Raw genomic sequence first — 21,916 nt, 5'->3', positions numbered from 1 at the left:
TAATGGGAATTCTGGACGGCAAGCGGCTGCTCATCACAGGTGTCATCACCGACGCCTCGATCGCCTTCTCGGTCGCCAAAGTCGCGCAGGAGCAAGGCGCAGAGGTCGTACTCACCGGATTTGGTCGGATGTCACTGGTTGAACGGGTGGCCCGTCGACTTCCCAAACCCGCGCCGGTGGTCGAACTGGACGTGACGAATCCCGAGCATTTAGAGGGCTTGCAGAACCAGGTTCGACAACATGTCGATGGCTTGGACGGGGTGTTGCACTCGATCGGCTTCGCGCCAGCGTCGTGTCTGGGCGCTCCATTTCTGGATGCCGGGATGGCCGACGTTGCCACCGCGTTCGAGGTCTCTGCGTACTCCTTCAAGTCGCTTGCGGTGGCGACACGTCCGTTATTTGGCGAGCAGGGCGGCTCGATCCTGGGCCTGACCTTCGACGCCACTGTTGCGTGGCCGGCATACAACTGGATGGGAGTCGCAAAGGCGGCGTTGGAATCGACTTCGCGTTATCTGGCACGCGAGCTTGGCCCGAGCAAGATCCGCGTCAACCTGGTCGCCGCGGGGCCGGTCCGAACCATGGCTGCCAAGAGTATTCCTGGCTTCAGCGCGTTCGAGGAGGCGTGGGCTCCGCGAGCGCCTCTCGGCTGGAATATCGATGACGCCACGGCAGTCGGTCGGAGTTGCGCGATGCTCTTATCGGATTGGCTACCCGCCACAACCGGCGAGATCGTGCATGTGGACGGCGGCTTCCACGCGATGGGCGTGTAGTAGTACCCCGTCGAGGTGAATGGTCGGTCAGCGTGACGTCAGTGTGTAACGTCGAGTAGTGAGCGATTCAGGCTTCGATGCCATTCTTTTGGCGTCGTTCGGTGGTCCCGGCGGTCCTGCGGATGTCATGCCGTTTCTCCGCAATGTGACCTCTGGGCGCGGGATCTCCGACGAGCGTTTGGCCGAGGTCGCACGGCACTACCAGCACTTCGGCGGCGTCTCGCCGATCACGGCTCAGAACGAGGCCCTCCTCGAGGCGATCGCCCGGGAGTTCGCTGAACGAGGTATCGACCTCCCGCTGTACTTCGGGAACCGGAACTGGCACCCGCTGCTGACCGACACGGCGCGAGTGATGGCCTCCGATGGAATCACCCGAGCTCTGGTGCTGGCCACAAGTGCAACTGGATCTTATTCGGGTTGCCGCCAGTATCGCGAGGACCTCGCCCGGGCCAGCGATGATCTTGGCGGCCGCGCGCCGCAATTTGTAAAGGTGCGTCACTACTTCGATCACCCCGGTTTCATAAAGGCAAATGCCGACGCAGTGCGTGCCGCGTTGGGGCAACTACCGGCGGCCAACAGGGACAGAGCCAAGTTGGTTTTTACCGCTCACTCGGTCCCGATCACCATGAACGAGACTTCCGGACCAGACGGTGGCCTGTACCTCAAGCAGCACCGAGCGACGGCCAAGTTGGTCGCAGAGGCGGTGCGAGGTCCAGGGGCAGAGTTCGAGCTGGTCTGGCAGTCGCGTAGTGGTCCGCCCCATGTACCTTGGCTCGGCCCTGATGTGAACGAATATCTGACGACGCTCGCTCTGAGCGGCAATGCCGACGTAGTGCTCGTGCCGACGGGGTTCATCTCAGATCACATGGAAGTCGTCTGGGACCTCGACAACGAAGCGAGGACTACCGCAGAAAAACTCGGACTCGGCTTTGTACGAGCCTCGACAGCGGGCACTCATCCAGCGTTCGTCAGTGGTTTGGTCGACTTGATCGAGGAATACCTAGCCGTCAACGCCGACAGGCCGCCTCAGCACCTTTCTGACCTCGGCCTGTGTGGCGTTGACTGCCTCGCGACGTGCTGCCCGGCGCCGACCCGACCGGGCGGCTAATCGAGCAGTGTCGCGCGAGCAGTCAGCTCGCTGCGACGTCTACGTCGGCGTTGTAGCCCGCGATCAGCGCTCTGCGGACAGCGACCCGCAACGGTCGAAGAGCACTCGCGCGCTCACGCATTCCTGCTGCGTTGACTTCGCCGGAAGTGTCGGCGTCGACCACTTCGAGTACCGCCGCCAGTCGCTCGGCCTGGGCGATCACCCGCACTGCCCGTGCGGGATGGCTTGAGGGTAGATGTAGGCGCTCACCCGCTCGTCGCGCATCCGATAGGGCGGAGGCGATGTCGGACATCCAGCTCTCGGTGCCGCGACGAGCGAATTCAGACGCGGTCTCTCTGATGGCTTCGGTGAGATCGTGTTCGGCGTCCGTCAGACCTATGTAGTCGGGCACGCGCCCGCTGATCACTGATCGATGCCATCGGAGCTCCCTTGCCGCGCTACTCGGAGTCTTCGGGCCCAGCTCGCAGGTAACGCCGGTATCAGCGCCGAAGACAGCCTGACCGCTGCGCAGCGCGACATCGCGAAAGGAAGGCTCGCCGGCCATTCCCCGTACGTCTCCGGGAACCGGCAGCGCAAGGGTCAGCGTTCGTGCGCCGGATCGCTTCCAGTCCGTCAGGGCGGTTCCGACCGGGTGCAGGTCAGCTACGGCGAAGCCTGGCCCGGCGACGTTTCTCACGTCCGATCCGACTGCATCGAGCACGGCATCGAACGCGACGCTGCCGCGCAACCAAGCGGAACCCCAGGCGGCAAGCTGAGCGCAGCGACGGTACGACACGAGAATTAAGCCTACCTACCGGCCATCACGGCTCGGGACCCCTAAGGTTGGCCGGTGCGCTACTCCGACGATGTGCTCAGCGGTGGATCGGGCAATCGTCGGCGGTCGCACCGTCAAGTCCGTGAAATTGCGGCCGAACAAGACCTGGTTGTCGAAACCGCCGACGGACGATTCTGCGGTGCCGTGGTTCGACTGTCCACGGCCGTCATCGCAGGCGAGCATCGCGACACGGTTACGCTTGCCGACCGCCACGCCCGCGAGCGCGTCTTTCCGTTACTTCCGGCCGGGTTTCTGCTTGAGGGCGAGTTGATAACTCTCGTTCGGCCTCGCACCCCGCCGCGCCAGCCAGGGTCCGGTGCCCTCTCCGCGGGCTCGCCGGCGGCCAAGCGCACCGCGTCCGGTTCGGTTGCAGTCGCCGACGTTCGGGCGCAGGTCGCGAAGGCGAGCCGTATCTGGGTCGAAGGCGTACACGATGCGGCGCTCGTCGAACGTATTTGGGGTGACGATCTGCGCATCGAAGGGATCGTCGTGGAACCGCTGGGCGGGATCGATGATCTGGCGGCTCAGGTTCGGGACTTTCAGCCCGGCCCGAGTCGGCGCTTGGGCGTTCTCGTCGATCATCTCGTCAGCGGATCGAAAGAGAGCCGAATCGCGGCGACCGTAACGTCGCCGCATGTGAAGATCAATGGCCATCCGTACGTCGACGTCTGGCAGGCTGTGAAGCCCACTGCGTTGGGTATCCAGGCCTGGCCGACCGTGCCACGCAATATCTCCTGGAAGGACGGTATCGCCGCGGCGCTTGGATTTTCTGATCCACGTGAGGTCTGGCGAAAGGTACTCGGCTCGGTGCACACGTTCGCTGATGTCGAGGTCCCCCTGCTTCGCTCGGTCGAGGAGCTCATCGATTTCGTCACCGTCGGACATTCTGCTTGATGCAATCCGTTTGAACGCTTGTTGCGAATTATCGGCAATAGGTTGTTGCCATCGACTTGCAACAAGTGAAGGATGTAGCCCATGACCTTGGACGCGCGCGCACCCTCCGAGGCAGCCGTTCCGGGTCCAGCGTCGGCCAGAGTTCCGGGTGCGGTCGCTGAGCTGGGCATGTTGCGCCGTATCCGGGAAGGGCTCACACCCGCCGAGAAACGCCGGTTGGCGAGCATGTTTGCGTTCATCACGCTGTTGCATGTCGTCGGCTGGGGCACGTTGCTCTTCATCGTGGCGCCACAGCATCTTTCTGTCGGCGGCAAGGTTTTCGGTGTAGGGCTGGGCACCACTGCCTACGTCCTCGGAATGCGTCACGCCTTCGATGTCGACCACATTGCTGCAATCGATAACACGACACGCGCCCTCATGGAGCGCAAGCAGCGTCCGCTGTCTGTCGGTTTCTGGTTTTCGTTGGGCCATTCTTCAATCGTCTTTGCCTTGTGCGTGTTGTTGTCAGTGGGAATCCGCTCGTTGGTCGGCCAGGTCTCGAGTGACGATTCTCGGCTGCATCAGGTGACCGGTACCGTCGGCGTAACCGTCTCCGGCGTCTTCCTGCTACTGCTTGGCAGCCTGAACTTCGTCATATTGATCGGCATAATCAAGGTTTTTCGCCGCATGCGCGAGACGGCCGTTCAGGAGGCGGAACTACAGGAGCTGCTGAACAAGCGAGGCTTTCTCAGCCGAATTCTGGTGCGCGTCACCGCCGCGGTGAAGAAACCGATACATATGTATCCAGTCGGTCTGCTCTTCGGCTTCGGGTTCGATACCGCCACCGAAGTCTCGCTGTTGGTCCTCGCTAGCGCCGGTGCCGCCTACGCGCTGCCCTGGTACGCGATCATGTGTCTCCCGGTGCTGTTTGCTGCAGGCATGTGCCTACTGGACACGATCGACGGCACCTTCATGAATTTTGCGTACGGGTGGGCCTTTAGCCAGCCGGTACGCAAGGTCTACTACAACATCACCATCACCTCGTTGTCGGTGCTGGTGGCGGTTGTAATAGGCGGTGTCGAACTGCTGTCCCTACTCGCAAGCAAGCTGAACCTCAGCGGCGGATTCTGGTCGCTTATCGCTAAGGTCGGCAATTTCGAGTTCAGCGGCTACCTTGTCGTGGGGCTGTTCGTGATGACCTGGGGTGTGTCCGTCGCGGTATGGAAGCTCGGCCGGATCGAACAACGCTGGCAACCGCAGCTGACTGAGGACTGAACAGCCTGACCAGGGCGAGACCGCACTCGACGTAGCCGACAAAGGCCGCGCTCGCGATTACTCAGGGGTGTACGGCGGGGCGACACCCCAGCCCCAGCGCGGAACGGGTGCGTGCGGGACGACCTGTGCTTCGTGTTGGGAGTTGTGCAGGGCGAGTCGAGTGCCCCACTCGACGTAGCCGACAAAGGCCGCGCGAAACTCGGGGTCCGAAGGTAAGTCGGCATCATCGGCAGCGCGGCTCATCAACATTGCAAAGCGGAACCGCTGTTCTGTGTTGATTGCCAGCTCGCGGTGGTGATCAAGCATTCGTTCGTAGCCACCAAGCTGGTCACTATATTCGCCCGGACCGCCGAATACTTCGATCCACCACATCGTGACGTGCCTTCGGTGCTTTTCGGTTACGCCACCGGGAAAGAGCGGACTCAAGAGCTCGTCTTCCTCGACGCGGTCATAGAAGGCATCAATCAACCGGTGAAACGCCGACGCGCCGCCCGCCCACTCAAACAAGGACGGAATAGGAGAGGAAGCCATCAACCCAGTGTAATGATGTAATCAAGCGACGAGACGACTAAGGCCTTCGCGAATTGCTGGCTAGATCCAACCCACTCTGCCGTGCAAGGCGGCATAACCGACGAAGCTGACGGTGTCGATCAGGCTGTGGGCAATCACCAGCGGTAGCACCCGCTTTGTGCGAGTGAACCACCAACCGAACAACGCGCCCATAACGAAGTTGCCCAGAAATCCGCCGAGACCTTGGTACGCGTGGTAACTGCCTCGGATCACCGCGCTCAGTAAAATCGCCTTCCACGGCGTCCAGTTGAGCTGCCGCAGCCGGGTCAGCACGAAACCGATCATCACGATTTCCTCGAGCAGCCCGTTCTGGATCGCGTCCAGCACCAAGATCGGATATCGGTACCAGATATCGGCCAGACCGGATGCGCTGATGTCTGCATTGACCCCCAGATGTCGCGCAAGGACGACGAGGCCGAGACCGGGGATCCCGATCAATGCGGCAATGCCGGCGCCCTGCAGGAACTCGCGTCGCAGCCGGGTGGTATCGAAACCGATGCCGAAGCCGGGACCGGCCTGGCCGAGGTACAACAGGTAGAGCGCGAGCAGCGCCGGTACGACCCCGTTGACGACGTCCAGGAGCTGGTAGGACAGATCGACCCACGCTCGCGGGCTCTGCGCGTTATTCAGGCCGGCAACCGCGCCTCTGAAGCCGCCCCTGGTTTGTATGTCGGCATAGTTGATCAAGGAACTGACCGCTGAGATGCCAAGCGAGACGCCCAACACCAGCGAGATCTCGATCGCCGGCCGCGCCGGATTTCTGACCTGGGTATCCGCCCCGGATTCCCGGGTCTCGATGCTCACCTGTGCATTCTGCCGGAGCCAGATGAGTAAATACCTGTGTGCAGGCCTTTAATTTGTTTAGCTGCGACTGGTTCCCGGGGGCGCTGCTAGCTCAGGCGTCCAGTTGACGGGGTCAATGAGACGTTGTTGCAGGCCTCACAGGTGTCGGCAGGAATTACCCCAGATCGCATGAGGTATCCGAAAATGATGCAACCAAGGCACACGGCCAGGATCGATTCGAGAGCGGCCGCCACAACAATGAGCGCCAGCATGGCACTCGTCACCACGGACGATCCAAAGCCGAACCATGAGATGACGGAGGCCACAGTTATGACCGCGCCGATCGCTTGAGCGAAACGCTTCGGCGGCCCGGGCACCAGTTTGGCTGGTCCCAATCTGGGCGCGACTACCCGCGTCGCAAGCTGACCCAATGGACTCAAGGTCGGACCAGTAGCCACCCGGGCGAGAAAACCCAGAGCTAGAAACGCCGTCAGCCACAAGGTTTGGGTGGCCAACGCCACCAGCGCGATCACAAGAACACCGGCGGCCACGGTACGAGCGGCCTTCTCGTTCACGGGATTAGGAAAACCGATCACCGACGCCATGCCTCGTAAACGACGTCGCGGGCGCGACTATTCCTACTCGACCGGCAGGAAAGCTCACATTGGTCAGTGGCCGCGAGCGATCCATTCGTCCAGTTGTCCGGCCTCTGCTCCGATCGTGGTGTCAGGGCCATGCCCCGTGTGGACGACGGTAGCTGCTGGCAAGGTGAGCAGACCGGAGCGAATCGATTCGATGATGGCGCCGAAGTCGGAGAAGGACCGTCCGGTTGCTCCTGGGCCGCCCTGAAAGAGGGTGTCGCCGCTGAATACGGAGCCCAGCGCGGGGGAGTAGAAGCACACAGCCCCCGGCGCGTGGCCGGGTGTGTGCCGCACCTCGAGGCCAACACCGGCGATTGCGATTTGATCGCCGTCAGCTAAAGGGGCGTAGTCGAAATCGGGATAGGTACGACGCCACAGCACATCGTCCGCTGGATGGAGCCGCACCGGCGCATCGAATCGCACGGACAATTCCCGCGCGGCGGTCACATGATCGTCGTGAGCATGTGTGCACAGCACCGCCTGTAGTTGGCGATCGCCGATGACCGATGCGATGACGTCGGCGTCATGGGGGGCGTCGATGACCACGCAGGTGCTGTCATCTCCGATGGCCCAGACGTTGTTGTCAACGTTCCAGGTTTCGCCGTCCAGGCTGAACGTCCCGGAGGTCACCGCGTGGTCGATCCGGACGGACCCAGCAGGCATCAGAAGACGACCACGGACCGAAGCACATCACCCTGGTGCATGCTTTCAAACGCTGCTTCGACGTCGCCGATGCCGATCGTCTCGGTAACGAATTTGTCCAGCGGCAGGCGACCCTGCAGATACAGATCGATCAACATGGGAAAGTCCCGCGACGGCAGACAATCGCCGTACCAGGACGATTTGAGGGAGCCGCCCCGACCGAACACGTCGATGAGCGGAAGCTCGAGCGTGAGCTCCGGCGTCGGGACACCGACCAGAACGACGGTGCCGGCAAGGTCACGGCCATAAAAGGCCTGCTTGTAAGTCTCGGCTCGACCGACTGCATCGACGACCACGTTCGCGCCGAAGCCGTCTGTTGCACGCTGAATCGCCTCGACGACGCCGACCTGATCCAGCCCCTTGGAATTGATGGTGTGCGTTGCACCGAACTCACGCGCGTGAGCCAACTTGCGATCATCGATGTCGATACCGATGATCTTCGCCGCACCCGCTAGCCGAGATCCGGCAATCGCGGCAGCGCCCACACCACCGCAACCGATGACCGCAACTGAATCGCCTCGGCCAACTGCGCCGGTGTTGATGGCCGCACCGAGGCCGGCCATGACTCCGCACCCGAGCAGACCCGCCACAGTTGCTGGCGCGGCCGGATCGACCTTGGTGCATTGACCAGCCGCGACCAGCGTCTTATCGGCAAATGCGCCGATGCCCAGAGCCGCGGACAATTCGGTGCCATCGGTCAGAGTCATCTTCTGCTTGGCGTTGTGGGTATTGAAGCAATACTGAGGGCGGCCTCGAAGGCAGGCACGGCATTGCCCGCACACGGCCCGCCAGTTCAAGATCACGAAGTCGCCGGGCGCAATGTCGGTGACGTCGGGTCCGACGGCTTCGACAACGCCGGCGGCTTCATGCCCGAGCAGAAACGGAAAGTCGTTGTTGATGCCGCCTTCGCGATAGTGCAGGTCAGTGTGGCAGACACCGCACGCTTGCACTGCGACGACGGCTTCACCAGGCCCGGGATCGGGAACGATGATGTCGACGAGCTCGACCGGGTTTTTGAGAGAACGGGCGATGACACCGCGAACGGTTTGACTCATAGGTGAATTTTTGCACGAACCCCGTGATCGTCAGTCGTCGGTCAGCGATCCGAGACTGGCACGTAGGAGCGCTCGGCTGGCCCCACATACAGCTGACGCGGCCGACCGATCTTCGTCTGAGGATCATTGATCATCTCGTGCCACTGAGCAATCCAGCCGGGCAAGCGGCCGATCGCGAACAGGACCGTAAACATCTTCGTCGGAAAGCCCATCGCTCGGTACAACAGTCCGGTGTAGAAGTCGACGTTTGGATACAGCTTCCGGCTCACGAAATAGTCATCGGAGAGCGCATAACCTTCAAGTTCAATGGCGATGTCGAGCAGATCGTCGCGCTTTCCGAGCGTTTGCAACACCTCGTCAGCAGTCTTTTTGATGATCGAGGCCCGCGGGTCCCAATTCTTGTAGACACGGTGCCCGAAGCCCATCAGCTTGACGCCGTCCTGCTTGTTCTTGACCTTCTCGACGAACGCCTTCACGTCGCCACCGTCATCACGAATGCCTTCGAGCATCTCGAGAACTGCCGAGTTCGCGCCACCGTGCAGCGGGCCGAACAGGGCGTTGATGCCGGCCGACACCGAAGCGAACAGGTTCGCTTGGGACGAGCCAACGAGTCGGACGGTCGAGGTCGAGCAGTTTTGCTCGTGGTCGGCGTGCAGGATGAAGAGGAGGTCCAGTGCCCGCGATATCGCCGGGTCGGCCTCGTACGGCTCCGCCGGGAATCCGAACGTCATGCGGAGGAAGTTGTCGACGAGACTCAATGAATTGTCCGGATAAAGGAATGGCTGGCCGACCGATTTCTTGTAGGCATAGGCGGCGATCGTGGGCACCTTGGCCAGCAGCCTCACGGTGGACAGGTCCACCTGGTCATCGTTGAACGGGTCCAGCGAGTCCTGGTAGAACGTCGATAGCGCTGAGACGGCGGAGGACAGTACCGGCATCGGGTGTGCGTCCCGGGGGAAGCCGTCGAAGAACCGCTTGAGATCTTCATGGAGCAGCGTGTGCCGGCTGATACGACCGTTGAACGCAGCCAGCTCGTCGGCGGTGGGCAGCTCGCCGTAGATCAGCAAGTAACTGACCTCGGCAAAGCTCGATTTGGCTGCCAGTTGCTCGATCGGGTACCCGCGATAACGCAGAATCCCGGCGTCGCCGTCGATGTAGGTGATCTGGGAAGCGCAGGAAGCCGTATTGGCGAATCCCGGGTCGAAAGTGACCAAATCTGCCTTGGCAAGCAGCTTGCTGATATCGGCGCCCGCGGCACCTTCGGTCGTCGGCACGATCGGCAGGGACAAGTCCTCGCCGGAGGCCGGGTGGAACACGGCGGTGTCGACGCTCGTGGCGGTGTCCGTCATCTCAGGCTCCCTCATTCTTTCGGATGCTCAAACCCTACTTCGGGGCTCCACGAGAATGTGAGCCTCCCGGGAGATATGAGAGCACCGCGACAGCTTGGTCCGGATGTTTTTCACGGCAATTAAACATTTTGTTCGAAAGGGAGGGCGCGCGTCCCGACATGCTCGGGCTCCCTACTCGCGAAGTCGGCGCCTGAGTGATCTAGTTGAGGCTATGAGCGACAACGATGATTCTCTGTACGGCGACTCGGTGTATGAGGCCGGTGTAGAGGACGCAGACGACTTCGACCCTGCCGAACAACTCACCGGCGAAGACCCGGAAGAGCCCTTCGATACCGGCTACTCGCCACCGGAATACCGCCCGGCGGCAACCCGGTACGGGACCACCGACCTCGAGGAGTTCGAGGGCGAGTCCCTCGAACAGCGGCTTGCCGAGGAGGAGCCCGACATCGAAGTGGAGGGGGATGACACCGACGCCTCACTCGACAGCGATACCACGCTCGACAGCGACGACGCAGACGTTGAAGCCGATCCGCGCGCCGGCCGGCTAGTCGCGCCGGACGAAGGTGCGCACGACGATCTGGAAAAGGACGAAGTCGCATTCGACGTCGGACGCGCCGGCAACGCGGCCAGCGCAGAAGAGGCAGCCGTGCACGTCATTGATGCGGACGAAGACTTCGAAGGTGTTCTCGAGTCGGACTCGGTTGACGACTGAACGCGCTATGTCTCGCCGAGCGATCCTGCTCGCGGGGTCCGCGGTCGCGCTCTCGGCGGGTGGTGTGGCGATCGCTGCAGACGTCTACGGGTCTGATGATCGACCGCACCCGAAGCCGGTCCCCGATCCTCTTACGCCGCTGCCCGATATTGCCGGCGGCCCGACGATAAGCGGTACTTTCACCTCCGTGGCCCGGCTGGACAGGCCGGTGAGCTGGACGATTGCCTATCCACCCGGCTATCAGCGAGCCAGCGCGTCCAGGCCGAAGCTTCCCGTCGCGGTCGTCTTGCACGGGCGGCATGGCGATCACGCGTATGCCTTCGGCAAGCTCTTGGGCCTGGACCGCTACCTCGCGTTGGCGATGCAGCAAGGCACGGCCCCGTTTGCCTTGGCGAGCGTCGACGGCGGGGATACCTACTGGCATCGACGTACCACCGGAGAGGATGCGGGTGAGATGGTGCTCGAGGAGTTCCTTCCGCTGCTGGGCTCTCACGGCCTTGACCTATCGCGCGTGGGGTTCCTCGGCTGGTCGATGGGCGGTTACGGTTCGCTACTGCTGGCGTCGAAGCTGGCTGAACGTGACGGCAGCGCCCGGGTGGCCGCCGTTGCTGCAGAGAGTCCGGCGGTGTGGCGCACCCTCGCCGAGAGTTACCCTGTCGCCTTCGACGGGCCGGCCGACTTCGCCGAAAACGGCATCTACCATCGATTACTGGCTCTCAAGGGAATACCGATTCGGATCGATTGCGGTCGACAGGACGCGCTGTACCCGGTGGCGTACGAGTTCGCTCGCGCTCTTACACCGGCACCCGCCGGTGGGTACGAGCGTGGTGGCCACGATCTGGGGTACTGGCGTCGAACAGCGCCAGGCCAGCTTGCGTTTATCGGCGCGCATTTCGCGACGGCGCGCTGAGGTCGCCTTCACCTGGAGGGTGGTCGCCTGATCAGCTGCCGACCAGGCCTTGAAGCAGGTGCTCGAGTTGCCGAGACGGGTCATCGGTCAGTCCGCCGTGAATCGGTCCAGGTTGCACCACGGTGCTCTTCGGCGCTGCAAGCCAGCCGAATCGTTGACCCAACGTGCTCAGGCCCAAGGTTGCCGCAGATTCATCCCCGCAGCAGACTGCATCAACGGCTCGCAAGGCGGCGGCCACTGCCTCCAGATCCAGCTCTGGGAACAGGTTTGTCAGCCGCAGGCTGTTGAGGCTACTTGCGGCGCACAGGAAGTCCGCCGCTTGGCTGTACAGAACCACGCCGATGTTGACGAACTCTTCGCGGTCAACCCGGGGCACGCAACGCAGTGCCACATATTGATAGCCGGTCAGCTGCGGCCCGGATTCGCCCTTCGAGCTGCTCACGCCGCTTGTCCTTTCGGCAGCCATCGGCCGCGGTTCTCCAATCGCGCGATCAGGTGTTCGACATAAGCCAACCGAACCTCCGCGGGGCCGCTCAGCCCGACCTCGACACCGCCCGCAGGGACGGGTTCCAGCCATTCGTCGGGAACCTGCGCGAGGACGTCAGCCAGCAGCTCCCTGGAGATGGTTTTGGAGCAGTGGTCATCGGCGGCCGCTAAGTGCGAGGCATGACCAATCATGATGTGATCGGTCGCATCGTATGGTTGCTCGGCGAACCGTTGCGGCGAGCTCAAACCACGGCTCCACCCATGATGGAAGTAGAGCGCCGCGCCATGGTCGATCAGCCACAATTGTTTGTGCCAGATCAGCACATTTGGGTTACGCCAGCTGCGGTCAATATTGGCCGTGAAGGCATCGAGCCAAAGAATGCGGGCGCCCTCCTCTTCATCGACGGCGTAGCTGCTGTCCCAGCCGAAGGATCCCGGCAAGAAATCAACTCCGAGGTTGAGACCGACGCTCGCCGTCAGGAGGTCCTGAACTTCTTGGTCGGCCTCGTACTTTCCGATCGCAGAATCGAGAGTAATTGCAGTCAACTCAGGAACTCGTAGACCGAGGCGTCGTCCCAGCTCGCCGACTACGACCTCGGCCACTAGGGCCTTGAGCCCTTGGCCCGCACCGCGGAACTTCATCACGTATGTGCCGAAGTCGTTCGCTTCCACCACCCCGGGAAGCGAACCGCCCTCGCGCAATGGAGTCACGTAGCGAGTCGCATAGACGTGTTCGATCACGATCTCAACCCGCGGGCCACTGCGGCTTCATCATGCGCAACCAAAACCGTGCGCAAGCAATCACCGTGCGCGGCGGCGCCGTAGGACCACCAAGACGACCAACAGCAGCGGTAATGCAAGCGGAATCAGTCGCTTGGCGACGGCTGGGCCTGCCGAACCGAGCAGATCGATCGGTTCCACTTCGGCCGTCGCCTGGCGGACCGGCCGCGGGGGTTGGCGAGCAGGCTCGGTTTGGGCGTTCTCCGCGGCCGGTGCCGACGTCGTCGCCACGGGCTCTGCCGCTGGCACGGTTGCCGGTTCTGACGCTGGTTCTGCTGCCGACCCAGCGTCGGTGCTGCCCGCGAGTTTGCCGGCGAGGCAATCTGCGAACTGACCGATCAACTTGTTTCCGACGTCGACCATGACGCCGCGTCCGAACTGGGCGGGCTTACCGGTGATATTTAGATCTGTCGTCACCGCGACCTTGGTCGACTGTCCCTCTGCAACTAGCGTCGCGGTGACCTTGGCCGCCGCTGTGCCGTTGCCGCGAGCGTCCTTTCCTTGGGCATCGATGACAGCCCGATGCGCGGCGATGTCCTTCTCGACAAAACTGGCTTTGCCCTTGTATGTGAGGCCGATGGGACCGAGGCGCACCTTGACAGAGCCGGTGAAATCGTCGCCGTCCACGGTTTCGAGTGCGGCGCCTGGCATACACGGTGCGACTTGCTCGATGTCGAGCAGCGCTTCCCATGCTTGTTCGATGGGCACCGGGACGGTAAAGGCGTGTTCTAGTTGCACCGCGAACTCCCTATCTCTCTCAAACGGCTACTGAACTTGCTATTGATGCGGTCTGTCTGGCGCTGTCGATCGATGGTGCAACGATTGATCTTGCAATTATCCGAAGGCCAGGGCCAGTCAAAAGCTTCGTTGCTACGTCGAAACGCGGGTCCGATCATCGAAGGTTAGTCGACGTCCGCGGCTCCGCCCGGCCGGTCAGCCGACGGCCTCGTTCAGCTCAGGGCGGTCGCGATGGATTGGCCCGTCGGACCGTCGAAGTGAGCGACCAGATCCGCCCCAGCGCTGGGCAATGATCTCGGCCGCGACCGACATCGCGGTCTCTTCCGGTGTGCGCGCTCCGATATCCAAGCCGATCGGAGCATGCAACCGCACCAGTTCCGCCTCGGTCAAACCCAGCTCGCGTAGCCGTTCAAGCCGGTCTTCATTCGTCCGGCGGGAACCCATCGCACCCACGTAGGCGACGGGCAACCGCAATGCGATCTCCAGCAGTGGTACGTCGAACTTCGGATCGTGGGTCAACACGCAAAGCACAGTCCGCTCGTCCACGTCGGTACGCGTCAGGTATTTGTGGGGCCATTCAACTACGACTTCGTCGGCGTCGGGAAAGCGCTTCTGGGTGGCAAAGATCGGGCGTGCATCGCACACCGTGACGCGATAGCCGAGGAACGAACCCATCTTTGCCACCGCGGCGGCGAAGTCGATCGCCCCGAATACGATCATCCGTGGCCGGGGGGCATATGACGCGACGAACACCCCGATGTCGTCGACCCGCCGTTCGCCGTCGTGGCCGTAGCGGATGGTCTTCGTTTGTCCCTGTTCCAGCAGTCCGCGGGCATCATCGCGGACAGCGTCGTCAAGTCTCGGCGACCCGAGCGATCCTGAGATCGAATCGGGTCGGATGATCAGCCGCCGACCCCGCAGCGGTTCTTCCGCATCAACAAGCGTCGCGATAGCCACTGGCCGGCCCTCAGCAATATCGTCGGCGATCTCGCCCAGTTCGGGGAACGACTTCGAGCTCACAGCTTCCACGAAGATGTCGATGATTCCCCCGCAAGTGAGCCCGACGGCGAATGCGTCGTCGTCAGAGACGCCATACCGCTGAAGGATTGGTGGACCGCCTTCGCGCACCACAGTGCCCAAGTCGTAAACAGCACCTTCGACACAGCCGCCGGACACACTGCCGATCGCCACGCCATCCGGCGCAACGATCATCGCCGCGCCGGGCGGGCGCGGCGCCGAGCTCCACGTCCCGACCACGGTCGCGACCGCTACCTCGGCACCGGCTCGCCACTGTTCCATGAGCTGGTCGAGCACGTCACGCATCGGCGATCACCTGAACGAGTTCCTCCAAGGCCGCGAAGCTATGGCCGGCGACCAGGGCGTTCAAATGCGGTAGGGCCGCGATCATGCCGCCAGTCACCGGAGCAAAGCCGTCCTTCCCTTTGTGAGGATTTACCCAGATGACAGCGTGGGCCAATCTGGCCAACCGCCGAATCTGTTCACCTAGCTGGGCCGGATCGCCCCGTTCCCATCCATCGGAGCACATCACGATGACCGCGCCGCGCGCAAGGCCGCGCTGCCCCCATCGGTCGGTGAACGCCTTCAACGTATCGCCGAGACGCGTGCCGCCGCTCCAGTCCGGAACGGCTTGACCGGCCTGACGGAGGGCGCGGTCAGGATCGCGCAGCCGCATCTCACGCGTGACCCTGGTCAGGCGGGTGCCGACGGTGAACGACTCGGTTCTAAGGGGCGCAACCCGAGTCGCGGCATGGGCGAAGCGCATGAGGGCCTCTGCGTAGGGTGCCATCGAGCCACTCACGTCGATTAACAAGACCAATCGACGTGGCTTCGTCTGGCGTCTACGGCGAGCGAGCCTGCTGGGTTCGCCACCGGCCTTGAGCATCGAGCGGACTGACTGCGCAAGGTCCACCCTTCCGCGTTGAGAGCTTCGGTAGCGATGTGATCGGCGGGCCGATACGCGTGGGGCAAGAAGCGCAAACAGTCGGTGCAGTTGATTCCGTTCGAGAGGTGTCAGTGCAGACACGTCCTTATGACGGAGTACTTCATGACGACTTGCCTGCACTGAGAATTGTGGCTTGTCCTCGGCCTGCTCGGCTGAGCCGTCGATGGCCAATTCGAAGGGTGCAGCGTATGAGACCGGCGGCGGTGGCGACGCCGGCTTGCCGACCGCGAGTTGTTCGGCACCGAAATACAGCGCGAATGCAGCGTCGTACCGCTCGAGATCCTCCGGATCCGAGCAGAGCGTCAGGCGCCCGGCCCAGTAGGTGTCAGTGGGTTTCCTGACGTCAAGGTGGGCAAGAGCCGCAACCATCGCGTGGACTCGATCCTGGCTGGCGGGCACGCCGGCATGGCGCAGTGTGCGGGCAAAGCCGACGAGCACGTCGAGCAGGTCGCCGGTCGGCGCAGGTGGTGTTGCTGTACCGCCTCGATATTGGCGTGCCGCCATCGTCGCTCAGCCAGCCAGCTCGGCAAGCACCGTGTCGCGAATGCGCACCGAGTCCTCCTGGTATTTCAAGACCGCGCCGAGGGTCGCTGCCGCTCGTTCGCGATCCAAGGTCCGTGCCCCCAGAAGGTGTAGGGCGCGGGTCCAATCGATCGACTCGGCTACTCCCGGAGGTTTCAGCAGGTCGGCTTCGCGCATTCGCCGGACGGCGGTTGCGACCTCGGTGATGAGTCTTTCGGAGGCCTCAGGAAGGCGACGACGAAGAATTGCCACCTCACGGTCAAACGGGGGATGAGCGACCCAGTGATACAGGCAACGTCGTTTCAAGGCATCGTGGACTTCTCGGGTTCGATTGGACGTGAGCACGACCAGCGGCGGGTTTTCGGCCCGGATTGTGCCAATTTCTGGAATGGTCACTGCGTTGTCGGCCAGTACCTCGAGTAGAAAGGCCTCGAACTCGTCGTCGGCACGATCGATTTCATCGATGAGGAGCACCGAGCCTGGTTGTTCCAGAGCCTGAAGTATCGGACGCGCGATCAAGAACCGTCGATCGTAAAGCGATCTTTCGAGATCAGCGCCCGGAGCGGCACCCGCCGCGCCCTGGTTCGCGATGCCGGCTGCCTCGGCTACCCGCAGATGCAGCACCTGGCGCGCAAAATCCCAGTCATAAAGGGCCTGCGTCGCGTCAATACCCTCATAGCACTGCAGCCGGATGAGACTGCCGCCGGTTACGGTGGCCAAAGCTTGCGCGAGACTGGTCTTACCGACGCCAGCGTCGCCCTCGAGAAAGAGCGGGCGGTGCATTTGCAGACTGAGATAGGCGGCGGTGGCCAAGCCTTCGTCGGCCAAGTAATCGGCTGCATCCAACGCAGACGCTATCGACGCCGGACTGCTCACATCGGTTTTCACGGAATGCATCACTCCAGAATGGCCTTGCCTCGGTTACTAACGCCACAGCGGCTGCCACGGCGGCCGGTTGCAGCACGGGTAGGCGTGCCGCGATCGTGTTCGACGGCACCTGCCGTACGCCCTCCTGCCAAGCCGTACGGTATCCCTCATGGAGCCGGTCTACTCATCAGTCATAACCCTGGCCAGGGTGGTCTTTGCCGCCCAGGGGCTTAAATTCTCCCTCGATGGGGCCGACAACGTACCGCGTAAGGGAGGCGCGGTGTTGGCGATCAACCACACGGGGTACATGGACTTTACCTATGCGGGCCTTGCTGCGCTGCCCTCCCGACGGTTCGTACGCTTCATGGCCAAAGATGAGGTCTTCAAGCACCGTGTTTCCGGTCCGCTGATGCGCGGCATGCGCCACATTCCGGTCGATCGCGAAGCCGGCGCCGCCTCGTTCCGGGAGGCGATCCGGGCGCTCAAGGCGGGCGAAATCGTCGGAGTGTTTCCCGAAGCCACGATTTCCAGATCCTTCGAGCTCAAGGAGTTCAAGAGCGGGACGGTTCGAATGGCCGCCATGGCTGGCGTGCCGATTCTGCCGATGACTATTTGGGGCTCGCAACGGGTATGGACCAAGGACTACCCCAAGCGGCTCGGCCGCACCAAGGTACCGATCTTGCTGCGGGTCGGCGAGCCGATGGCGGTCGGGCGACGCGATGATGCTGATGCCGCGGCGCTGGAGTTGATGCGGAGGATGACAGAAATGCTGCACATATCGCAGCAGGAATACCCGCCACTGAACGGTGACGATCTGAAGTTTCTGCCCGCTCGGCTCGGTGGCACCGCACCGACCCCGGAGCGGGCTGCGGAATTGGATGCACAGGAGGCTGCAGCGAAGGCGGCCCGCAGAGAGGCGAAGGCGGGCGAGCACTGACCGTGATCGTGAGCACGATGCAAGACGACTTTCCCCTGACTATTACGGCGATTCTCGAGCACGGCGCAAACGTGTACGGCCGCAGCGAATGTGTGACGTGGCAAGGCACACACGCTCGGCACACGTCCTACGCGACCATTAGCGAGAACGCCCGCCGTCTCGCTTCGGCCTTGACCAGGCTGGGGATTAACCGGGGCGATCGCGTCGCGACGTTCTGCTGGAACAATCAGGAACATCTAGAGGCTTACTATGCGGTGCCGTGTATGGGGGCCGTCCTGCACACGCTCAACATCAGGTTGCCGACAGCTCAGCTTGTCAAGATCGCAAACCATGCCGAGGACCGTATCGTCATTGTCGACAGCACCCTGATCGCCGCGTTCGCTGCCGCCCTACCCGAGCTTCGCACCGTCGAGATCGTTATCGTCGTCGGGCCGGGTGATATTTCGTCACTGGGCGCGATCCGGGTGTTGCGATACGAAGAGTTGCTGGCCGCCGAGGAGCCCAGCTTCGAATGGCCGAGGCTCGACGAGCGAGCGCCCGCACTCATGTGTTACACGAGCGGCACAACCGGCGACCCCAAAGGCGTGGTCTATTCGCATCGATCCACGTTCCTGCATGCGCTGTCAGGGCAATCTGCGAGCCTGAGCGGCCCGACGGAGTCCGATCGGATCCTCACCTTCGTGCCGATGTTCCATGTCAACGCATGGGGTATTCCCTACGGCGCCTTCATGTCGGGAGCAACGCTTCACCTACCCGGGCAGTACCTTGCGGCTGGACCGATCTGTGACTTCGTGGCCTCCGAACGTCCGACTCTGGCGTCAGCGGTTCCGTCTATCTGGCAAGCGATTCTCACCTACGGCGCGGACAAGAACGTCGACCTTTCTTCGTTGCGAATGGGAACGTCCGGCGGGGCAGCCGCGCCGCGCTCTTTGATCGAAGCGTTCGACCGGGACTACGGCGTTCGGATCATCCAGGGTTGGGGGATGACTGAGACGTCGCCCGTTGGCGGCATGGCGCATCCGCCAGCAGGCGTCGAACTGGGTACTGTCGAGGAGCTGGACTGGCGGATGAAATCCGGCCGGGTGACCGCGGGCGTGCAGATGCGTATCACCGACGACGCCGGAGCCGTACTGGCCTGCGACGGCGTCGCCGTGGGGGAGATCGAAGTCCGCGGTCCATGGATTGCGGCGGCGTATCACCAGCAATCCTCGCCGGAGAGCTTCCGAGACGGATGGCTGCGAACGGGCGACATCGGCACGATCGATGACCGAGGCTATTTCCAGATCACTGACCGCTCGAAGGACGTCATCAAGTCCGGTGGCGAGTGGATATCGTCGGTGGAATTGGAGAATTTGTTGATAGGGCACCCCGCTGTCGCCGAAGCCTCGGTCGTCGGCATACCTGACGAGAAATGGAGCGAGCGTCCGTTGGCCTGCGTCGTGGTGCGCGACGGCATTGGCTCGGACACGACACAACTCGCCGCGACGCTGGTCGAATACCTCCTCGAGCGGCTCCCACGCTGGCAAGTACCCGAGAACTGGGCCTTCATCGACGAGGTCCCGAAGACGTCGGTGGGCAAATATGACAAGAAGATGCTGCGGGGGAGATTCAAGGCTGGGGATCTCCAGGTCTTGAGGCTGGCGATTCCTCCATCCGGGCGGCCTGACGGACCTCGCGGGTGAGTGGCAGGTTAACGCCGACGGAGTTGATCAACCGAACATCGTGCGCCGTCGAAGCAGCTCGCACTGGCACGACCGCCGAATTCGATGAGGCGAATCGCCAACTTGAGGCCCTCGGTCCGGATCGGGTCGTGCTCGTCCAGGCCGCAGTAATTCGCGGGCTGCTCGAGGAAATCCATCCTGAAGGCCTCACCGGAGAACACGTGGGGCAAGCAATCGAGCGTTGCCTTACCTCGCTCAGCGCCAGACTGCTCGTTGTGGACGCCGAGGCACTGATAGCCGTCTACGCCGGAGCGCTCGGGGTGGCCGACCTCGAGGAGAGGGCAGAACACCGACCATCAGTCCTGATCACCAATGCCAGCCTGGTAATTGCCGATCTTTGTGACGCCGCCGGTGCCGATGTGTCTCAGTACCTGGTTGCAGCGATCGCAGAGATCGAACGCGCCGAAACCATGGAACTGCCGTGATGACTCGGTGCCTCAACCGGCCAAGTTGTCGAGTTCGGTCTGGATGTTGAGTCGAGCCTGGGCATCCCAGCGCACGCGCGCCGCAGCTGTTCGATAGAGCGGGCGGCGATTCAGCAGCCCGCTCAAGACGGCGGTTCGGCCAACGCGCCAGGCGTCCTCTGAAATTGACGCATATTCCAACCGAACGGCTGCTGCGTACTTCGCGTATTGCTCGGACTCTGAGCCCAAGATTGCCAGGTCGGCGTCTAGAAGGACTGAAGCGACCGGATCGTCGTCGCTGGCGGCATGGTCCAAGGTTGCCAGCACGAGGTCGGCGACCCGGACCGCCAGTTGGGCAGGTACGCCTACTCCGAGCAGCCGGGTTCGAGCCCACTCAGCGCTGCTGCGCTCGTCCTCCCCGGGTTTGGCCTCGTAGATGATGTCGTGTGTACAGGCCGCAGCACGTGCGAGCGCTTGGTCCTGAATTGTCAGCGCCAACTCTGGGCCGAGCCACGCTAGGTCCTTCAGGACCGCCACGATGTGTTCTACGCCGTGATAATGGCGGCTCGAAGCGGCATAGCTGCGCTCCAATTCCGCTGCGTCGCCTCTGGCGAGGTCGGGTTCGCCGCCGAGCTGGTGCACGACGCCGAGCCAGCAGCGTGCCAACTCGCTCATTCGACCCATTCTGCCCGACCTGGGCTTGAGTCGCGCTTCGGCAACGCGCTTCATGACGCAATTTGTGGCACAAACGGCGTTGGTCTGAATGGTGCATGGCAGCATTTGACGCCCTCTATTACGCCTTGGTTAACGCGTGTGTGTCGCCTCTCGCCGAGGCCGCTGACCGGGATACCTTCGGGCTGCTAACCGCGGGATGTTAGCCCGCCGAGACCTCAGGAGACATCATGGCGATCCGTATCAAGACAGAGCCGGCCGCGGTCAGCGGTGCCGAGGCCAAGGTCCAGTTCGTCCTTCCGGACGACATCCATGATGGACCGGTATCAGCCGTCGGGACGTTCAATGGTTGGCAACCGGGGGCGCACCGGCTCGTCCGCCGTAGCAATGGCACTCGCAGCGTGACGATTTCCGTTCCGGCTGGCCAGGCTCTCTGTTTTCGCTATCTCGGATCGGGCGGTGTCTGGTTTGACGACCCAGACGCTTCAGAGCTCGTCGCCGAGGGCGGAGTGATCCGGGTCTGACGTGGTCCCTCCGCGAGAACGTTCCAACCGTGTATGGCCTCGGTGAGCGTAGAGGCTGGTAGGCCGTATATCGCAGCCAGCGCACGTACATCGTCGGCCCGCAAGGTCAGCCACCGGCCGTTGGTGTCTCCACGACTGCGCTGCACCGATCGTAGATAGCGAACGAAGAGGGCGGCCGGCGCGGGCGCACCGTCGATGGAGTCCAGGTCGACCACCATCCCGCTCAATGCTCCGGGCTCGCCCGGGTCAGGAACATCTTGTGGAGGAAGCAGATCGGCGGTCGACACTTCGTATAGGTGCGCGAGACTTGCAAGCCGTGCAGCTGATATGGAACGGTCACCACGCTCATAAGAGCCAAGCACAACGGCCTTCCAGTCGTCGTCGGACTTCGTCGCGACATCCCGCAGTGACAGGTGCTTCTGTTGACGTACAGCACGCAACCTACTGCCGAGCGCCCGTAGGTAGTCGAGGCGGTCGTGCGGCTCCGGGTCTGATTGCGAATCGTCTGCGTTCTCGACGGGATCGGGCGGCTTGCTCATGATTCTCCTAGGACGCGACCTCGACGCGTGAGCCGTACTCGGACCGGATCCCCCGATGCTGGTACGAGTACGACTGCGTCTAACTGTCACGGATCGGGAATCCCGATGACTTGACCCGTGGATGGCCTGCTGAGCAAAAGCTATTCCGATTCGGCTTAACACGCAATTAACACGCTGAGTTTGACCATGCTTACGATGTGT

At 62.6% G+C, this 21,916-nt stretch carries 25 protein-coding genes; 10 read left to right on the top strand and 15 right to left on the bottom strand.

Annotated elements, in window-relative coordinates:
- Nucleotides 1-2: 2 nt before the first annotated feature.
- Nucleotides 3-770: an enoyl-ACP reductase FabI gene (fabI, locus tag ACSMXN_RS12825; RefSeq protein WP_022911851.1), complete on the top strand. Its 768-nt coding sequence runs from the start codon at nucleotides 3-5 to the stop codon at nucleotides 768-770.
- A 58-nt stretch (nucleotides 771-828) separates the two neighbouring features.
- Nucleotides 829-1,878 carry a ferrochelatase gene (locus tag ACSMXN_RS12820; protein ID WP_022911850.1) on the top strand — a complete coding sequence of 350 codons (1,050 nt, stop codon included), beginning with the start codon at nucleotides 829-831 and terminating at the stop codon, nucleotides 1,876-1,878.
- 22 nt (nucleotides 1,879-1,900) lie between these two features.
- Here the strand turns inward: ACSMXN_RS12820 and ACSMXN_RS12815 are convergent, their stop codons facing one another.
- Nucleotides 1,901-2,653: a hypothetical protein gene (locus ACSMXN_RS12815; protein WP_022911849.1), complete on the bottom strand. Its 753-nt coding sequence runs from the start codon at nucleotides 2,651-2,653 to the stop codon at nucleotides 1,901-1,903.
- Between the two features lie 54 nt (nucleotides 2,654-2,707).
- On the opposite strand from ACSMXN_RS12815, the gene ACSMXN_RS12810 reads away from it, so the two are divergent.
- Both ACSMXN_RS12810 and nicT read left to right on the top strand, forming a co-directional pair.
- A complete protein-coding gene (locus ACSMXN_RS12810) occupies nucleotides 2,708-3,586 on the top strand; it encodes a DUF3097 domain-containing protein (protein ID WP_022911848.1) in 879 nt (292 codons plus the stop codon).
- A gap of 168 nt (nucleotides 3,587-3,754) precedes the next feature.
- Nucleotides 3,755-4,840 (top strand): Nickel transporter NicT, encoded by a 1,086-nt coding sequence (gene nicT / locus ACSMXN_RS12805; protein ID WP_035942972.1) that lies wholly within the window; start codon nucleotides 3,755-3,757, stop codon nucleotides 4,838-4,840.
- Between the two features lie 57 nt (nucleotides 4,841-4,897).
- Here nicT and ACSMXN_RS12800 read toward each other — a convergent pair whose 3' ends face one another.
- From ACSMXN_RS12800 to ACSMXN_RS12775, 6 genes are all read right to left on the bottom strand, one after another.
- Complete coding sequence (locus tag ACSMXN_RS12800; RefSeq protein ID WP_022911846.1) at nucleotides 4,898-5,371, bottom strand: group II truncated hemoglobin; 474 nt, start codon at nucleotides 5,369-5,371, stop codon at nucleotides 4,898-4,900.
- Nucleotides 5,372-5,431: 60 nt separating this feature from the next.
- Nucleotides 5,432-6,214: a CPBP family glutamic-type intramembrane protease gene (locus ACSMXN_RS12795; RefSeq protein ID WP_022911845.1), complete on the bottom strand. Its 783-nt coding sequence runs from the start codon at nucleotides 6,212-6,214 to the stop codon at nucleotides 5,432-5,434.
- Between the two features lie 86 nt (nucleotides 6,215-6,300).
- Entirely contained in the window at nucleotides 6,301-6,768 is a 468-nt protein-coding gene (locus ACSMXN_RS12790; protein ID WP_196811139.1) for a DUF4395 domain-containing protein, read from the bottom strand.
- A gap of 93 nt (nucleotides 6,769-6,861) precedes the next feature.
- On the bottom strand, nucleotides 6,862-7,497 hold the full coding sequence (locus ACSMXN_RS12785) for an MBL fold metallo-hydrolase (RefSeq protein ID WP_022911843.1): 636 nt from the start codon (nucleotides 7,495-7,497) through the stop codon (nucleotides 6,862-6,864).
- A complete protein-coding gene (locus tag ACSMXN_RS12780; protein WP_022911842.1) occupies nucleotides 7,497-8,591 on the bottom strand; it encodes an S-(hydroxymethyl)mycothiol dehydrogenase in 1,095 nt (364 codons plus the stop codon). The genes ACSMXN_RS12785 and ACSMXN_RS12780 overlap by 1 nt, the downstream gene beginning before the upstream one ends.
- Before the next feature lie 41 nt (nucleotides 8,592-8,632).
- Nucleotides 8,633-9,940: a citrate synthase gene (locus tag ACSMXN_RS12775; protein WP_022911841.1), complete on the bottom strand. Its 1,308-nt coding sequence runs from the start codon at nucleotides 9,938-9,940 to the stop codon at nucleotides 8,633-8,635.
- A 211-nt stretch (nucleotides 9,941-10,151) separates the two neighbouring features.
- Between ACSMXN_RS12775 and ACSMXN_RS12770 the strand changes: the two genes are divergently transcribed.
- Both ACSMXN_RS12770 and ACSMXN_RS12765 read left to right on the top strand, forming a co-directional pair.
- Nucleotides 10,152-10,652 (top strand): DUF5709 domain-containing protein, encoded by a 501-nt coding sequence (locus ACSMXN_RS12770; RefSeq protein WP_022911840.1) that lies wholly within the window; start codon nucleotides 10,152-10,154, stop codon nucleotides 10,650-10,652.
- Nucleotides 10,653-10,659: 7 nt separating this feature from the next.
- Complete coding sequence (locus tag ACSMXN_RS12765; RefSeq protein WP_022911839.1) at nucleotides 10,660-11,562, top strand: alpha/beta hydrolase; 903 nt, start codon at nucleotides 10,660-10,662, stop codon at nucleotides 11,560-11,562.
- 31 nt (nucleotides 11,563-11,593) lie between these two features.
- Here ACSMXN_RS12765 and ACSMXN_RS12760 read toward each other — a convergent pair whose 3' ends face one another.
- The 6 genes from ACSMXN_RS12760 to ACSMXN_RS12735 all read right to left on the bottom strand — a co-directional run bounded on the left by ACSMXN_RS12760 (nucleotide 11,594) and on the right by ACSMXN_RS12735 (nucleotide 16,948).
- A complete protein-coding gene (locus ACSMXN_RS12760) occupies nucleotides 11,594-12,004 on the bottom strand; it encodes a DUF3037 domain-containing protein (RefSeq protein ID WP_022911838.1) in 411 nt (136 codons plus the stop codon).
- Entirely contained in the window at nucleotides 12,001-12,789 is a 789-nt protein-coding gene (locus ACSMXN_RS12755) for a HipA family kinase (protein ID WP_022911837.1), read from the bottom strand. Before ACSMXN_RS12755 ends, ACSMXN_RS12760 begins: the two co-directional genes overlap by 4 nt.
- 60 nt (nucleotides 12,790-12,849) lie before the next feature.
- Nucleotides 12,850-13,566 carry an SRPBCC domain-containing protein gene (locus ACSMXN_RS12750; RefSeq protein WP_022911836.1) on the bottom strand — a complete coding sequence of 239 codons (717 nt, stop codon included), beginning with the start codon at nucleotides 13,564-13,566 and terminating at the stop codon, nucleotides 12,850-12,852.
- Nucleotides 13,567-13,761: 195 nt separating this feature from the next.
- Nucleotides 13,762-14,889, bottom strand: coding sequence for an XdhC family protein (locus ACSMXN_RS12745; RefSeq protein ID WP_022911834.1), 1,128 nt, complete (start codon nucleotides 14,887-14,889; stop codon nucleotides 13,762-13,764).
- Nucleotides 14,882-16,033, bottom strand: a complete 1,152-nt coding sequence (locus ACSMXN_RS12740; RefSeq protein WP_022911833.1) for a VWA domain-containing protein — start codon at nucleotides 16,031-16,033, stop codon at nucleotides 14,882-14,884. The genes ACSMXN_RS12745 and ACSMXN_RS12740 overlap by 8 nt, the downstream gene beginning before the upstream one ends.
- A gap of 6 nt (nucleotides 16,034-16,039) precedes the next feature.
- A complete protein-coding gene (locus ACSMXN_RS12735; RefSeq protein ID WP_022911832.1) occupies nucleotides 16,040-16,948 on the bottom strand; it encodes an AAA family ATPase in 909 nt (302 codons plus the stop codon).
- A gap of 139 nt (nucleotides 16,949-17,087) precedes the next feature.
- Here ACSMXN_RS12735 and ACSMXN_RS12730 point away from each other — a divergent pair, with 139 nt between their 5' ends.
- The 3 genes from ACSMXN_RS12730 to ACSMXN_RS12720 are packed head-to-tail and all read left to right on the top strand — an operon-like array spanning nucleotide 17,088 to nucleotide 20,001.
- Nucleotides 17,088-17,855: a lysophospholipid acyltransferase family protein gene (locus tag ACSMXN_RS12730; RefSeq protein ID WP_022911831.1), complete on the top strand. Its 768-nt coding sequence runs from the start codon at nucleotides 17,088-17,090 to the stop codon at nucleotides 17,853-17,855.
- Between the two features lie 17 nt (nucleotides 17,856-17,872).
- On the top strand, nucleotides 17,873-19,537 hold the full coding sequence (locus tag ACSMXN_RS12725) for a long-chain fatty acid--CoA ligase (protein WP_455407586.1): 1,665 nt from the start codon (nucleotides 17,873-17,875) through the stop codon (nucleotides 19,535-19,537).
- A complete protein-coding gene (locus ACSMXN_RS12720) occupies nucleotides 19,534-20,001 on the top strand; it encodes a hypothetical protein (protein ID WP_022911829.1) in 468 nt (155 codons plus the stop codon). Before ACSMXN_RS12725 ends, ACSMXN_RS12720 begins: the two co-directional genes overlap by 4 nt.
- A 12-nt stretch (nucleotides 20,002-20,013) precedes the next feature.
- Here the strand turns inward: ACSMXN_RS12720 and ACSMXN_RS12715 are convergent, their stop codons facing one another.
- The gene (locus tag ACSMXN_RS12715) at nucleotides 20,014-20,655 is read right to left on the bottom strand and encodes an HD domain-containing protein (RefSeq protein ID WP_035942968.1); all 642 of its coding nucleotides are present in this window, start codon (nucleotides 20,653-20,655) and stop codon (nucleotides 20,014-20,016) included.
- A gap of 227 nt (nucleotides 20,656-20,882) precedes the next feature.
- Between ACSMXN_RS12715 and ACSMXN_RS12710 the strand changes: the two genes are divergently transcribed.
- The gene (locus ACSMXN_RS12710) at nucleotides 20,883-21,176 is read left to right on the top strand and encodes an isoamylase early set domain-containing protein (protein ID WP_081648921.1); all 294 of its coding nucleotides are present in this window, start codon (nucleotides 20,883-20,885) and stop codon (nucleotides 21,174-21,176) included.
- On the opposite strand, the gene ACSMXN_RS12705 is transcribed toward ACSMXN_RS12710, so the two are convergent.
- Nucleotides 21,095-21,715 (bottom strand): transcriptional regulator, encoded by a 621-nt coding sequence (locus ACSMXN_RS12705; RefSeq protein WP_022911826.1) that lies wholly within the window; start codon nucleotides 21,713-21,715, stop codon nucleotides 21,095-21,097. The two genes, ACSMXN_RS12710 and ACSMXN_RS12705, sit on opposite strands and share 82 nt — an antisense overlap.
- Between the last annotated feature and the right edge of the window lie 201 nt (nucleotides 21,716-21,916).

The sequence above is a fragment of the Parajatrophihabitans canadensis genome (assembly GCF_053764775.1).
Note: the sequence above shows the minus strand (reverse complement) of the source record. Positions and strands in the feature narration are given on the sequence as shown.

What these genes read in the sequence shown, in the direction of transcription:
- ACSMXN_RS12735 (WP_022911832.1), bottom strand. Translation starts at nt 16,948, where the DNA reads ATGCATTCCGTGAAAACCGATGTGAGCAGTCCGGCGTCGATAGCGTCT.
- ACSMXN_RS12800 (WP_022911846.1), bottom strand. Translation starts at nt 5,371, where the DNA reads ATGGCTTCCTCTCCTATTCCGTCCTTGTTTGAGTGGGCGGGCGGCGCG.
- ACSMXN_RS12745 (WP_022911834.1), bottom strand. Translation starts at nt 14,889, where the DNA reads ATGCGTGACGTGCTCGACCAGCTCATGGAACAGTGGCGAGCCGGTGCC.
- ACSMXN_RS12785 (WP_022911843.1), bottom strand. Translation starts at nt 7,497, where the DNA reads ATGCCTGCTGGGTCCGTCCGGATCGACCACGCGGTGACCTCCGGGACG.
- ACSMXN_RS12715 (WP_035942968.1), bottom strand. Translation starts at nt 20,655, where the DNA reads ATGAGCGAGTTGGCACGCTGCTGGCTCGGCGTCGTGCACCAGCTCGGC.
- ACSMXN_RS12705 (WP_022911826.1), bottom strand. Translation starts at nt 21,715, where the DNA reads ATGAGCAAGCCGCCCGATCCCGTCGAGAACGCAGACGATTCGCAATCA.
- fabI (WP_022911851.1), top strand. Translation starts at nt 3, where the DNA reads ATGGGAATTCTGGACGGCAAGCGGCTGCTCATCACAGGTGTCATCACC.
- ACSMXN_RS12730 (WP_022911831.1), top strand. Translation starts at nt 17,088, where the DNA reads ATGGAGCCGGTCTACTCATCAGTCATAACCCTGGCCAGGGTGGTCTTT.
- ACSMXN_RS12740 (WP_022911833.1), bottom strand. Translation starts at nt 16,033, where the DNA reads ATGGCGGCACGCCAATATCGAGGCGGTACAGCAACACCACCTGCGCCG.
- ACSMXN_RS12765 (WP_022911839.1), top strand. Translation starts at nt 10,660, where the DNA reads ATGTCTCGCCGAGCGATCCTGCTCGCGGGGTCCGCGGTCGCGCTCTCG.
- ACSMXN_RS12775 (WP_022911841.1), bottom strand. Translation starts at nt 9,940, where the DNA reads ATGACGGACACCGCCACGAGCGTCGACACCGCCGTGTTCCACCCGGCC.
- nicT (WP_035942972.1), top strand. Translation starts at nt 3,755, where the DNA reads ATGTTGCGCCGTATCCGGGAAGGGCTCACACCCGCCGAGAAACGCCGG.
- ACSMXN_RS12780 (WP_022911842.1), bottom strand. Translation starts at nt 8,591, where the DNA reads ATGAGTCAAACCGTTCGCGGTGTCATCGCCCGTTCTCTCAAAAACCCG.
- ACSMXN_RS12725 (WP_455407586.1), top strand. Translation starts at nt 17,873, where the DNA reads ATGCAAGACGACTTTCCCCTGACTATTACGGCGATTCTCGAGCACGGC.
- ACSMXN_RS12710 (WP_081648921.1), top strand. Translation starts at nt 20,883, where the DNA reads ATGGCGATCCGTATCAAGACAGAGCCGGCCGCGGTCAGCGGTGCCGAG.
- ACSMXN_RS12770 (WP_022911840.1), top strand. Translation starts at nt 10,152, where the DNA reads ATGAGCGACAACGATGATTCTCTGTACGGCGACTCGGTGTATGAGGCC.